General features: G+C 39.6%; 13 protein-coding genes. All 13 read left to right on the top strand.

Annotated features, from left to right (window positions below; genetic code table 11):
* Nucleotides 1-2 precede the first annotated feature (2 nt).
* Nucleotides 3-362 carry a flagellar protein FlaG gene (locus NYE69_RS32665; protein ID WP_036619304.1) on the top strand — a complete coding sequence of 120 codons (360 nt, stop codon included), beginning with the start codon at nucleotides 3-5 and terminating at the stop codon, nucleotides 360-362.
* A 23-nt stretch (nucleotides 363-385) separates the two neighbouring features.
* A complete protein-coding gene (gene fliD, locus NYE69_RS32660; RefSeq protein ID WP_036619305.1) occupies nucleotides 386-1786 on the top strand; it encodes a flagellar filament capping protein FliD in 1401 nt (466 codons plus the stop codon).
* A gap of 36 nt (nucleotides 1787-1822) precedes the next feature.
* On the top strand, nucleotides 1823-2206 hold the full coding sequence (gene fliS, locus NYE69_RS32655; protein WP_036619307.1) for a flagellar export chaperone FliS: 384 nt from the start codon (nucleotides 1823-1825) through the stop codon (nucleotides 2204-2206).
* The gene (locus NYE69_RS32650; protein ID WP_036619309.1) at nucleotides 2199-2603 is read left to right on the top strand and encodes a hypothetical protein; all 405 of its coding nucleotides are present in this window, start codon (nucleotides 2199-2201) and stop codon (nucleotides 2601-2603) included. Before fliS ends, NYE69_RS32650 begins: the two co-directional genes overlap by 8 nt.
* Nucleotides 2604-2708: 105 nt before the next feature.
* Complete coding sequence (locus tag NYE69_RS32645) at nucleotides 2709-3545, top strand: flagellin N-terminal helical domain-containing protein (RefSeq protein WP_036619311.1); 837 nt, start codon at nucleotides 2709-2711, stop codon at nucleotides 3543-3545.
* 115 nt (nucleotides 3546-3660) lie between these two features.
* Nucleotides 3661-4251, top strand: a complete 591-nt coding sequence (locus tag NYE69_RS32640) for a hypothetical protein (protein ID WP_036619313.1) — start codon at nucleotides 3661-3663, stop codon at nucleotides 4249-4251.
* Nucleotides 4248-6116, top strand: coding sequence for a motility associated factor glycosyltransferase family protein (locus NYE69_RS32635; protein ID WP_036619315.1), 1869 nt, complete (start codon nucleotides 4248-4250; stop codon nucleotides 6114-6116). The genes NYE69_RS32640 and NYE69_RS32635 overlap by 4 nt, the downstream gene beginning before the upstream one ends.
* Nucleotides 6113-7126 carry a UDP-N-acetylglucosamine 4,6-dehydratase family protein gene (locus tag NYE69_RS32630; RefSeq protein WP_036619317.1) on the top strand — a complete coding sequence of 338 codons (1014 nt, stop codon included), beginning with the start codon at nucleotides 6113-6115 and terminating at the stop codon, nucleotides 7124-7126. The genes NYE69_RS32635 and NYE69_RS32630 overlap by 4 nt, the downstream gene beginning before the upstream one ends.
* A 325-nt stretch (nucleotides 7127-7451) precedes the next feature.
* The gene (locus NYE69_RS32625; RefSeq protein WP_036619319.1) at nucleotides 7452-8399 is read left to right on the top strand and encodes a UDP-glucuronic acid decarboxylase family protein; all 948 of its coding nucleotides are present in this window, start codon (nucleotides 7452-7454) and stop codon (nucleotides 8397-8399) included.
* Nucleotides 8400-8440: 41 nt separating this feature from the next.
* The gene (locus NYE69_RS32620; protein ID WP_036619321.1) at nucleotides 8441-9709 is read left to right on the top strand and encodes a UDP-glucose dehydrogenase family protein; all 1269 of its coding nucleotides are present in this window, start codon (nucleotides 8441-8443) and stop codon (nucleotides 9707-9709) included.
* 212 nt (nucleotides 9710-9921) lie between these two features.
* A complete protein-coding gene (locus NYE69_RS32615; RefSeq protein WP_051985220.1) occupies nucleotides 9922-11160 on the top strand; it encodes a hypothetical protein in 1239 nt (412 codons plus the stop codon).
* Nucleotides 11161-11217: 57 nt separating this feature from the next.
* A complete protein-coding gene (locus NYE69_RS32610; protein WP_036627432.1) occupies nucleotides 11218-11847 on the top strand; it encodes a PglD-related sugar-binding protein in 630 nt (209 codons plus the stop codon).
* 39 nt (nucleotides 11848-11886) lie between these two features.
* Nucleotides 11887-12987, top strand: coding sequence for a DegT/DnrJ/EryC1/StrS family aminotransferase (locus NYE69_RS32605; RefSeq protein WP_036619323.1), 1101 nt, complete (start codon nucleotides 11887-11889; stop codon nucleotides 12985-12987).

Raw genomic sequence — 12987 nt, 5'->3', positions numbered from 1 at the left:
TTATGAACCTGAATCGGTTGGATGCAAATGTTCAAGAGTTAAGGTCCGGGGATTACGGCTTGTCAAAGACGACCCCATCTCTTGCTCAAAACAGCAGCAAAATTGAAGAGCAAAGAGTTCATGCGCTGACCAAGGATGAACAGGCGAAGTTAGAGGAGCAAATCAAGAAGCTTAACGAGTCGATCGCGGCCTCGGGCAAGGAACTCAAATTCAAGTACAACGAGGATGCAGAGCAATTGTACGTAGAGGTGCTGGATGCGAAGACGCAAGAAGTCTTAAGCAGCCTGCCGCCGGAATTTCTCATCGATCTTTCGGTCAAGATGAAGGAATTAATCGGCATGTTTTTTGATGAAAAAATTTAAAACGAGAGGAAGAGGTGTAGATCATGGGAGTAGCTTTATCGGGTTTGGCATCGGGTATGAATACCCAGAATATCATAAATGGCTTAATGGATATTGAAAGAGTTCCTTATAAGAAGCTGGAAACTAAAAAAAGTACAATTACAAACAACAAAAGTATTTTTAATAGCATTAATTTGAAATTGAAAAACCTGCGGGACGCAGCTTCGGCTTTCACGGACCTCGGTTCTTTTCAAGTCAGCAGCGCAGTCAGTTCCGACACGACCAAATTGACGGCTACGGGCGGAGGAGCTTCGGTCAACGGCAATTATACCGTAGAAGTTACGAAATTAGCCAAGCAGCAGATGAATGCAACAACCTCGATTCAGGTTAAGGATGCGGACGGCAAAGACATTAAGTTTAGCGCTGATGATCTGGCTGCAGCCAAGTCGATTTCGATTGGGGGAAAGAGTCTTGTCCTGAGCGATGATCTGGACTTAACCAATAAAAGTTATAGTGATGCGCTTTCGACCATCGCAGGGCAAATCAATAAGCAGTTCGGCGATGTTCAGGCTTCCGTCGTTCAAACATCCGATGGATATAAGAGCTTGGTCGTCACGGCCAAAGACGGGAAGACAATCGACATGAGCGGTACCGGCTCGTTTACTCTAGAAAATAAAGTAACGGCGCAACCGGCCATTTTAAAAGTTAACGGTATAGAAATTACCAGTTCCAGCAACACGGTAAAGGATGCGATTCCCGGGGTAACCCTGCAGCTGTTGGCCGAAGACACCAAAGTCAATGTAGAGGTCAAACAGGATGTGGATAAGATTGCCGAAAAAGTTCAGACTTTTGTCGATGCGTACAATGATGTTGTTAAACTTATTCGCGAAAACACCAAAAAGATTGAGAACGAAAAGAATGCGGACGGCTCTTATAAAGATTTTAAAACGAATCTCCAAAGCGACTCTCTGCTAAGACAGCTAAGCACAGAATTGTCCGATATCATCAGCAGTGTTTCTGGAAGTGCGGATAACCTTAGACTTTTGAGCGATATTGGCCTGGAAATCGATAAAGGGAAAAAATCTGCTTCGGAAATGACCGGTGAGATTTCCTTTGACAAAGAAGTGTTTAAGAAGAAATTGACAGATAATCCGAACGCTGTAGAAGAATTGTTTAATGGCGAGTCGGGGCTAGGGACTCTGGCTAAGGACCGGTTATATAACTATACTAAGGCCAACGGTCTGATGGATTTGAAAAAGAAAGGGCTCGAACAAGACATCGATTTTATTGATGAACAAATGGAAAATATGGAGGCAAGATTAACGCTAAAAGAGGAGAGGCTTAAGAAACAATTTGACCAAATGGAAGTAGCGTTGTCGAAGCTGCAAAAACAACAATCCTGGATGGCCGGTCAGCTAAGTTCGTTAATGTCGTCCAGTAGTTGATCGTTTTTATAGTTCCTTTTAGGAGATGAACAATCCATGGCTATGCCCAATGCTTACCAAAGCTATCAAAAAAATAAATATGAGACGGCTTCGCCTCACCGCCTCACATTAATGCTGTATAATGGAGCCGTGCAATTTGCCGAACGGGCCCATAAAGCCATTCAAAGCGGAAGCTTGGAAGATACCAACAAGTACATACAGAAGGTCCAAGACATTATCTATGAATTGATGACTTCCTTGAATGAGCCGGAAGGCGGCGAATTGGCCCGTAATTTAAAAAATATTTATGTATATTTAATTGATAGATTAGTGCAGGCTAACATCAAGAAAAACGCCGACTACGTAGAAGAGGTTATCCGTCATCTCAAAGAGCTGCAGTCTGCTTGGGAGCAAATCGGAAAGGAAGTCAGCCTTGGATAATCACGACACTTCAATCATGGCGGAATATCGGGAGCTTTACGGCCAATTGCTTGAGTGTACGAAACATCAGTTGGAGTTAATATCGCCTGAGGAGTCGCTGGAACGCATGACGGATATTTATCTGCAGTCGGCGGAAAAGTGGGAGGAGATCAGAGGACGGATTGATCGTATGGCTTTGGAATTTCCAACTTTAAAAGAAATTCAGGATGCGGCTTTAGCAGAGACGATGAAGAACATCCAGGCCTACCTGCAGATGATTGAAGCCCGGCTCAGCGATTCGATCCATGAAACGGGCGGTGATTTGCGGACAGTAAAGGACCAAAAGGTGCTGATGAACGCTTATTACGGCATGAATCGAAGAGGATATCATTCTATTTATTTTGACGAAAAAAAATAAGGAAAATTCTTTGGATAGGTATAAAGTTATATTTTAACGATGCCGATATATTGATTAGGCCACAAGGATGTAGCCAATATAAACCAATCACGGAGGATGATTAGAATGGGAATGTTTATCAACACGAACGTTGGCGCATTGAACGCTAACCGCAACCTGAACTTCAACAACACGCAAATGGGCAAGACAATGGAAAAATTGTCTTCCGGTTATCGGATTAACCGTGCTGCGGACGACGCTGCTGGTCTTGCGATCTCCGAAAAAATGCGCTTCCAAATCAATGGTTTGACGCAAGCGCAACGCAACGCTCAAGACGGTATCTCCCTGATTCAAACGGCTGAAGGTGCTTTGACCGAAGTTCACTCGATGCTGCAACGTCTGAACACGCTGGCTAACCAAGCAGCAAACGGAACTTACGACAGCACGGACCGCGAAAAAATCCAATTGGAAGTTAAAGAGCTTGTTGGTGAAATCAGTAACATTGCTAAAACAGTTAACTTCAATGGTATTAACTTGCTGAATAATAACAATAAGGTGGACTTCCAGATTGGATCGGATGCTAACACTGAAATTTCTATTCAGTTAGCTTCTTTGACGCCTGCAGATCTTGGTAGCGCTGCTATGAAATTGAGCGATCTTTCAGTTTCGGGCGCTGATGCAACAAAGGCGAATCAAGCTATCGATGCTATTAAATCGGCAATCAGCACAGTCTCCACTCAACGCGCTACCTTTGGTGCCGTGCAAAACCGTCTGGAGCACACAGTTAATAACTTGGGCGTAATGGTAGAAAACCTGTCCGCTTCCGAATCACGTATTCGTGACGCTGATATGGCTACCGAAATGACGTCGTTCACGAAGAACCAAATCCTGGTACAAGCAGGTACAGCGATGTTGGCACAAGCGAACTCTGCTCCACAATCCGTTCTTAAATTGCTCGGATAATATCGAACCTTTTTTTGGACCCCCTTCTGGGGGTCTTTTTGCTTTATTTTACCTATACAAATCCACTATGTTTATTCCGATATATTAGGTATATATGAATAAGGACGTGAGTGAATTGAAGGTAATGATTAACCAGCAGCAGGAACAAGTCATTGACGGATCGATCGAGCAGCTTGATAAATGGTGGAAAGAGGCGACTGGCTCGATTTTTCAAACCGGCCAGCTTATCCACTGCGTTGATATTGATGGTAAAACTTTTTATACCGGTTACGAACAATATCTATTTCTTAATGTGGATCAAATACAGTGCGTTAATATTAATAGCTTATCGAGATTGGAAAGTATAGTGTCTACTGAACAAGAGTTAGACCAATATCTCAGCCGATTCATTCCAGCGGCCAAAAGTGTCGTTAACCAGTTATATGGTGGACTTAATCAGGAAAATGCAGGTTTGTTGTCCCAACTTGTGCAGGGGCTGGAATGGATCAGTAGTGCAATTGCTTTAAATGTTAAACTTTATATGGAGGAAACAGAGAATCTTCCGGAGTATCTTGCTGAAATTACTTCAGTAAATCAATATATTAGCGTTATGCATACCAATATCCAACAAGATGATTTTGTAGGAGTAAGTGATGTGTTAGAATACGAAATCATTCCTGCTCTTGAAAACTATCATTCACAATATAAAGAAAAGGTGTCAGCATGAAATTGTTGGAAGCTAACGAACAGATTTTACATGACAAATATCCCGAGCTAGTCCGGGTTATTGATCACAATGTTCCCGATCGGGAACAATATGAAGTTGTTTATACGAAAAACAATGAGTTTAACCTGAAGCGGCACGAAGATGGCGTAGAATATTTTTTCCATAGTAAATATAATGCCGAAGTGGAAGCTGCTAGATGGGTTCAGGCAACTATGGCTGGGAAATCGGATAATGAAGGGCCTTTATTGCTGTTTGGAGTGGGGATGGGCCATTTTTTGAAAGCTGTATTGGAAGAGACCGAGGTCAAGCAAATCATTGTATATGAGCCTGATATAAATGTATTCCATAGCATGTTACAGCACCAGGATGTCAGTGAATTGTTAGACAATGATCGTGTTAAGATGGTGGCTTTGGGGGAACATGAGCTAGTTCTTTCAGAGTTGGCAGATTATATCAGCGGACAGTTGGCCGGAACAATTACACTGATCGCTGCGCCAATATACAGACGGCTATATAAAGAAACGTTTAATCAATTGGAAGAAGTGATTAAACACGGAGTTCTCAATAGTCAGTCAAACTTTCAAACCTATCAAAGATATCAAATGGAATGGGTGCGGAACATCCTTTATAATATCCCGCATTGTATTGTGAATCCTTCTATAGCTCCTCTTAAAGGAATTAGCAATAAAGGAGCGGTTGCGGTTATCGGCTCTGGTCCATCATTGCAAGAAGATATTCATTTACTTGAGCAATTGAAACAAAAATGTATTCTGATTGCAGCCGGTTCCAGTATTCAGGTTTTGCAGCACCATCACATCAATCCGCATTTTATAGTAACAATGGATGGCGGTGACCCAAATCTAAAAGTTTTTAATAATATAGATTGTGGACGGACTCCCTTGATTTTTGTCAATCATAGTCATTTTCAAATCCAAGATATGTACCAGTCGGGGATGTTTCATGCCACTTTTGAAGGCGATACGATAAGTCAATACTTGTTGGAGGAGGATATGGGCCCCTCATTTAGACCAACTGCGTCAGTCACTGGAACAGCCATACAATTAGCGGCTTATATGGGCGCAAAGGATATCATTTTGCTCGGGCAGGATTTATCTTTCCCCGATCAAAAGTATTATAGCGCTGGTGCTAATCATGTGACGGAACAAGGTTTGGCCAACGCTCTAAGCAGTGCAACGGAATATGTGGAAAACGTATTAGGCGGCATGAATCCCACCAATGCGGTTATGACGATTACTCGTAAGAACATAGAAAACATTATTTCAGTTTTACAGCTTGATGGAATTAAATTCATAAATACTTCCGCCAAGGGAGCGAAAATAAAAGGCGCAGAGTGGGAAAGCCTTGAGCGCATCATAAAGGTATTGCCGGCAAATCCGGTGCCTGCTTTGTATGGTTTAAATTCCATGCCAGTAATGGAAGAAAACTTAAGTGAGAAAGTTTCGAAGAAAATGAATCATATATTAAGCGAAGCCCAAATGCTGGATAAAAGTTTGACTAAGATAAAGCAAGAATTGACTTCAATGGCTAGGAGCGTAAAAACCAAAAACGTAAATAATTTAAATAAAAATTTGCTGAAAGTCAATAAGCTATGGCAATCAATAACGGACCAAGACATCTTTAAATATTTTCACAGTTTTGGACTGGCTCATCATATTAACCACTATATGAGATTTGTTCCCAAGATCGTTGACGCAACGAATCCATTCGTAAAAGCCTCATTAATTATGGAGCACTTAGGCAAATTAGTAGATGAACTAATTTCCTTCAACCCCAAAATGACTAATTATATCCAACATGCCCTTCATCGCATGGATCGATTGCATCAGCAGGAGGAAAAGCCGTGAGTTTATATAAAGGCAAGAAAATTTTAATAACAGGGGGGACTGGGACAATAGGTCAACGTCTTGTTAGACGTTTGTTGCAGGAAAAACCCGGTGTTATTCGCATATTCAGCAGAGATGAATTCAAACAGTTTGAAATGGCGCAGGAGCTGCAGCAGTATGCTCAACAGTTGCGTTTCTTAATAGGTGACGTAAGAGATGCGCAAAGATTGTCCCGGGCCATGGCGGACATAGATTATGTCTTTCACTGTGCTGCTATGAAGCATGTCCCGGCATGTGAATATAATCCTTTTGAAGCCGTACAAACCAATATAATCGGCACGCAAAATGTAATACAGTCTGCATTGGAGGCTAGAGTGAAAAAAGTCATTTTTGTGAGTACGGACAAAGCCATTGCCCCCACAAATACTTATGGGGCATCTAAATTAATGGCCGAACGTCTAATTTCTTCTGCACAATACCAAGCAGGTTCAGCTAATACCACATTTGCAGCTGTGCGTTTTGGAAACGTTATGGGGTCAAGAGGATCTGTTATACCGCTTTTTAAAAAGCAGATCGAATCTCAGCGTAAGATTACAATTACTCACAAAAATATGACTCGTTTTATGATGACTATGGAAGAAGCCACTGAGTTAACCCTTAAAGCTGCAGATTATGCTCAAGGTGGAGAGGTTTTTGTATTAAAAATGCCTGTAGTTAGATTGGAAGATCTAATAAAAGCTGTAATTCTAGAAATGTCCAAAAAAATAGGAATAACTCCTGAGGAAATAGAGATTGAAGAAATTGGTTTGCGCCCCGGTGAAAAAATGTATGAGGAACTTATGACGGAAGATGAAGGAAAACGGGCCAAAGAACTAACGGAAATGTTTGTCATTCCAAATGAATTTTATAAAAAGGGAGATTATCCAAATTCAAAGCCTGTTAAAGATGGGAAGTATAGCTCAGAGGATCAAACAACGTTGGAGTTTGACGAGGTAACAGAGTTGCTAATACGATCAGGGGCTTTGGCCTGATAGAACGGGTATAAAGGTTATTCTATTCTCCGTTTAGCGTGGGGCAACGAAAATCCATAAATACCGGACAAGGTATATGGTTGGTGGACAAAGGAATCGTGTTCGGTGAGATGAGCGAATTGTGGCTCTATACTGATAGCGATTCTTTTTCGTTAAAGGGTGGAATCAATTTCCAATAAATAAATCCTCTATTCAGTAGAGTAAACTGCCGATATATTATATAACGGTAAGAAAAGTATAATTTGATTGAGGAAGCACGTTATCATTTGAATGAAATTATTGAAATAGCTTGGAATTGGCATAAGAGAAAATTCGGAGGGCAGTCATGAAAAAGATATTAGTGACGGGTGGCGCTGGTTTTTTGGGATCACACCTAATAGATCGATTGCTAAAGCAAGGGCATGAAATTGTTTGTGTAGATAATTTGCAGACAGGTTCACTTAGGAATATTGATCATGTGATGGATGCCATTACTTTTATTCAGCATGATATTACTGAGCCGCTTCCTGAACTGGGTGAATTTGATGAGATTTATAATCTGGCCTGTCCTGCTAGTCCGATTCATTACCAAGCCAATCCAATACATACTTTTAAAACAAATATACTTGGCTCTCTACAGCTGCTTGAAATTGCCCGCAAATGTGGTGCGAAAATAATGCAAGCTTCGACTTCCGAGGTATACGGAGACCCCTTGGTACATCCTCAGCCTGAGCAATATTGGGGACATGTGAATCCTATAGGAATTCGCAGTTGCTACGATGAGGGCAAGCGTGGGGCAGAAACTTTGTTTTTTGATTATGCACGAATGTACGATGTTCGAATTAAAGTGGTACGTATCTTCAATACGTATGGTCCAAGAATGGATGCAAAAGATGGCCGTGTTGTAAGTAACTTTATTGTACAGTCGCTGCATAACAAACCGCTGACAGTGTATGGTGATGGACAGCAGACTCGATCATTCTGCTACGTGGATGATTTAATCGAAGGCTTCCTGCGAATGATGGAGACTCCGGAGGAAGTAACAGGCCCCATTAATCTGGGAAACCCGGATGAGTTCACCATGTTGGAGCTTGCCGAAAAAGTCATGAAATGGACCAAGAACAATACGGAATTAAAGTATGAGTTATTGCCTGAGGATGATCCTAAGCAGCGCAAGCCTGTCATAGAAGAAGCTAAAAGAGTGCTTAATTGGTATCCAAAAGTAACTCTTGATGAAGGACTTCAACCTACTATTTTATATTTTGACCAATTGATTAATAAAGCAAATTCATAGAACGCTTACAGTTTAAATCCAGCGTGAAAGCAGGTTACCATATGAAAGTGGCAGTTATCGGCACAGGATATGTAGGGTTGGTTACGGGTACTATACTTTCTGAGGTTGGTCATACGGTAGTGTGCGTAGATGTAGATGAGGAGAAAATAATTAAATTACAAACAGGCACATCTCCAATTTATGAGCCAGGCCTTGATAAATTATTACAAAGGAATATTGTAAGCCAACGTTTGTTTTTCACAACAAGCCCTGCAGAAGCATTTCAAGATGCTGAAGTGATTGTTATTGCAGTAGGTACGCCTCAAGGAGAAAATGGGGCAGCCAACTTGAGCTATGTTGAGCAGGCCGTAATGAGTATAGCGAAGAATGTGGATCACGATGTAATTGTCGTTATGAAGAGCACAGTACCAGTAGGGATAAATGACTGGGTAGAGAATTTCATTCGTGAAAATAAACAGAACGATATTCATGTTGATGTGGTATCAAATCCGGAATTTTTACGTGAGGGTCATGCCATTCATGATTCCTTTTATGGAGATAGGATTATTATTGGGGCAGAAAGTAAAGCAGCAGGCGACACCGTTGAAGCGTTATATAGCAACATTGAAATACCTATTTTACGTACCGATCGTCGCAGCGCAGAAATGATTAAATACGCCTCCAATGCTTTTTTGGCTGTGAAAATAAGCTATATCAATCAAATTTCAAATCTTTGCGATAAATTAGGGGCGGACATTAATGCAGTCGCGGATGGAATGGGCATGGACAAACGGATTGGCCGCCAGTTTCTAAATGCGGGGCTAGGGTACGGTGGTTCATGTTTTCCTAAGGACACTATATCACTCGTGCAGCTAGGTAGAGAAAATAATGTATCTCTGAGTATTGTAGAATCTGCCATTAAGGCAAATCATGATCAGCGCACATTTTTTATTAATAAGGTGTTAAAACATTTTGATGGGAATGTTAGAGGTAAGAAGATAGCTGTTCTGGGCTTAGCATTTAAGCCTGATACTGATGACATGAGAGAGGCACCATCCATCGACATCATTAAAGCATTAGCAGAACAAAAGGCTGACATTTTTGTTTATGATCCTGTTGTCAAATATACGGATGTATTAAATGGGATTAGCTTGAAGTATGCTGCCTCGTTGGAAGAGGCCGTTAGTGAAGCTGCTGCTGTTCTACTAGTGACAGAATGGAATGAGTTTGTTGATGTAGACTGGATACAATTAAAATCAGTCTTGCAATATGATGTCATTTTCGATGGAAGAAACTTGCTTCATAAAAGAGCTAACTATTCCAATATATAAAATTTTGGATAAGGGCTGATTATTGTTTATAGAGAAGAAGTAATGAGGAACGGGAGCACCTTTGCATTGCTATTAAAAATAGTTTAGGGGGAACAACTACGATGATAATATATCCCCTCCTTCACTGATAAAACTGCTAGCATTTTAGCTAAGGATGTGGCATTTCCTTCTAATAGTAATGAGTTAATAAGCTTTAAATTGGGGGATTCAATTTGACAAAGCCAGTAGCATTCATAATATTTAATCGTCCTGATAAAGCTGCCATTGTTTTCGAAAAAATCCGTAAGTATTCACCAAAACAGTTGTTTGTTATTGCGGATGGTCCTAGACCAGATAAAGAACGCGACGTTCAATTGTGTGAAGAAACGCGAGCCGTGATCCAGGTTGATTGGGATTGTGATGTGAAGTATTTCTATGCTGAAGAGAACTTAGGTTGTCGGAGACGCATTTCATCAGGACTTGATGAAGTATTTAAGCAAGTGGAAGATGCCATAATTCTAGAAGATGATTGTGTTCCGAGCGAGGATTTTTTTGAATTTTGTGAAGAATTACTAGATAGATATAAACATAATGACAAAATAACCGGCATATCAGGAAATAATTTTCAACAAAAAAATGAATACTACAAGCCTGAGTTTAGTTACTACTTTTCTTTGTTTTTTCATAGTTCAGGTTGGGCGACATGGAGAAGAGCCTGGAAACTAAGAGATATGCGTATGCTTGATTGGCCTTCTTATAGACAGTCAGATGATTTTGAAAAAATATGTTATGATCCATTTTTTAGAAAATACTGGACGAATATATTTGACCAAACATACGAAGGGAAGATAGATAGTTGGGCGTATCCGTTTTTATTTAGTTCATGGTCTCGCAATGCTTTCGGTATAATACCTTCTGTTAATTTAATCAGTAATATTGGTTTTGACGAAAGTGCTACACATACAACAATGTATGATAATTTGGAAGCCAGTTTACCAACATATCCCATTAATTTTCCTTTAGAGCATCCAGATGTTATAGAGCGGAATAGAATGTATGATTTCTTTACCTGTGAAATGATATATAAAATCAATGCATTAAAGCAGCAGGCAATAACAGATCAAAATAAGTTGAAAACAGTAAACAAATTGATCCTTAAGAATGACTATGAAAATTATAATTTTTTTCAGAGAAATGTATATATATTTGGATATGGTGAATACGGAATACTGTTAAAAAAAATATTAGAAATAAAGGAAATCAAAATAAGTAGTTTTCTAACAAGTTATAATCCTTCTCCCAACATCCTGGTGGAAGGTACTCCGATTAAATCCATAGATGACCTTGATCTCAGTACTCCTTCGACAATTTTGATTTCAATAGAGGGAGGACATGATGTGAGTATCATAAATGAACTAAAAAACAAATTTAAGGGATATGACCTGGAAATTATAAGCTGGAAAGATTTGTAGCATTGTGCTTAGGGGAATAACTAGAGCAGCGTCTACCTAAGGAGGGGACTAGTGCGAGTGAACAACGGCATAGGGATTTTTGGTTCTTCTAGTCAAGCACGTGAAGTTGCTGATATTTGCCTGGAAATAGGGTTCAAGAATCTTTTGTTTATAGATATCAAAGAAGGTAAAGATCCGATTACAGGAATTGAGATTGTAAGTGAGTCCAACATTAATGAGTATTATGAAAAATACTCGTTTGTAATTGGAGTAGGGGACGGAGCTATCAGAAAAAAAATATATAGAAAATTTAATAACCTTAAATTCATAAATATTATACATCCTAGTGCGACGTTTGGAAGGATGCAATTAAATGAGTTGCAAAGACATAAAGGGAATATAGTTGGTGCAGGCGTTAGGTTCTCAAATAATATAAAAATGGGTGATTTCGGGTTGTTTAATTCTAATGCAACGATTGCCCATGATTGTATCATTGAAGACTTTGTAACCATTTCACCAGGTGCAAACATAGCTGGCAATGTGCATCTCCATGAAGAGGCATTTATAGGGATTGGAGCAACAGTGATTCAAGGGAAAGGCGTACACGAAAAATTACATGTTGGTCCTAACTCAATTGTTGGGGCGGGAGCAGTTGTCATTAATAATATTGCTCCTCATGCAATAGTAAAAGGAATACCTGCCAAGTAAAATCATTCAACAAGTCAACTAGATTGGAGAAAGAGAATAATGATCAAAATTCCAGTTTATGAGCCTGCATTAGATGGAAATGAGAAAAAATATGTAATGGATTGCTTGGAATCAAATTGGATATCTTCAAAAGGAAAATATGTTCACAGATTTGAGGATCATTTTTCGAGCTATGTGGGAACCCAATATGCTGTAAGTACCTCCAATGGCACTACGGCGCTGCATTTAGCTATGCTGGCATTAGGAATAGGTAAAGGGGATGAGGTCATTGTTCCAACATTGACCTATATATCCTCGGTGAATTGTATTAGATACGTTGGGGCCACGCCTGTTTTTGTAGATAGCGATATAAAAAATTGGCAGTTAGATTTAGAACAAGTAAAAAAGAATATTAATAGAAGAACAAAAGCAGTAATAGCAGTACATTTATATGGAAATGCGTGTGATCTGGAGGAACTAAGAAATATATGTAACGAGCATAATATATTTTTAGTAGAAGATTGCGCAGAAGCAATAGGAACGTATTTTAATAATAAGCATGTAGGAACATTCGGTGATGTCTCTACATTTAGTTTTTTTGGTAATAAAACCATCACGACTGGAGAAGGAGGAATGGTTTGCACTAATGATCTTATTTTAAAAGAGCGCGTAGAATTGTTCAAGGGGCAGGGAGTTTCCAAGAATATAGAGTATTGGCATGAGGTGGTTGGTTATAATTACAGAATGACCAACATTTGTGCGGCAATTGGACTCGCACAGTTGGAGAGAATAGAATCTATCCTCGTGAGAAAAAGGGAGATAGCAGATCAGTATAAGCAGGAACTTGAGGAATTACCTATGGACTTCGTAGATGATAAAAAGGTCATAAATTCACATTGGATGGTTTCAGTAGTATTAGAACAAGGGGATTATCGAGACTTATTAAGAAGTCATTTGTATCAATTTGGAATAGAGACGCGTCCTTTCTTTCATCCGATACATCTAATGGATATGTATAAAAATGAAGGGTCATCCTATAATTACCCTAATGCTATTAAATTAAGCAAAAGTGGGATTAACTTGCCTAGTTCTCCTTTACTTAGTCAAGAAAAAATAACACATATATGTAATATAATAAAAGAATTCTATAGGACGAGATAA

Origin of the sequence: Paenibacillus sp. FSL R5-0527 (assembly GCF_038008055.1) — a bacterium.
In the GTDB taxonomy this organism is placed as follows: Bacteria; Bacillota; Bacilli; order Paenibacillales; family Paenibacillaceae; genus Fontibacillus; species Fontibacillus macerans.
This window is presented reverse-complemented; position numbering and strand designations above follow the sequence as displayed.

Bases quoted from the DNA above. Each gene is read 5' to 3' on its own strand.
- NYE69_RS32635 (WP_036619315.1), top strand. From the start codon at position 4,248: ATGAAATTGTTGGAAGCTAACGAACAGATTTTACATGACAAATATCCC.
- NYE69_RS32625 (WP_036619319.1), top strand. From the start codon at position 7,452: ATGAAAAAGATATTAGTGACGGGTGGCGCTGGTTTTTTGGGATCACAC.
- NYE69_RS32605 (WP_036619323.1), top strand. From the start codon at position 11,887: ATGATCAAAATTCCAGTTTATGAGCCTGCATTAGATGGAAATGAGAAA.
- fliD (WP_036619305.1), top strand. From the start codon at position 386: ATGGGAGTAGCTTTATCGGGTTTGGCATCGGGTATGAATACCCAGAAT.
- fliS (WP_036619307.1), top strand. From the start codon at position 1,823: ATGGCTATGCCCAATGCTTACCAAAGCTATCAAAAAAATAAATATGAG.
- NYE69_RS32665 (WP_036619304.1), top strand. From the start codon at position 3: ATGAACCTGAATCGGTTGGATGCAAATGTTCAAGAGTTAAGGTCCGGG.
- NYE69_RS32645 (WP_036619311.1), top strand. From the start codon at position 2,709: ATGGGAATGTTTATCAACACGAACGTTGGCGCATTGAACGCTAACCGC.
- NYE69_RS32620 (WP_036619321.1), top strand. From the start codon at position 8,441: ATGAAAGTGGCAGTTATCGGCACAGGATATGTAGGGTTGGTTACGGGT.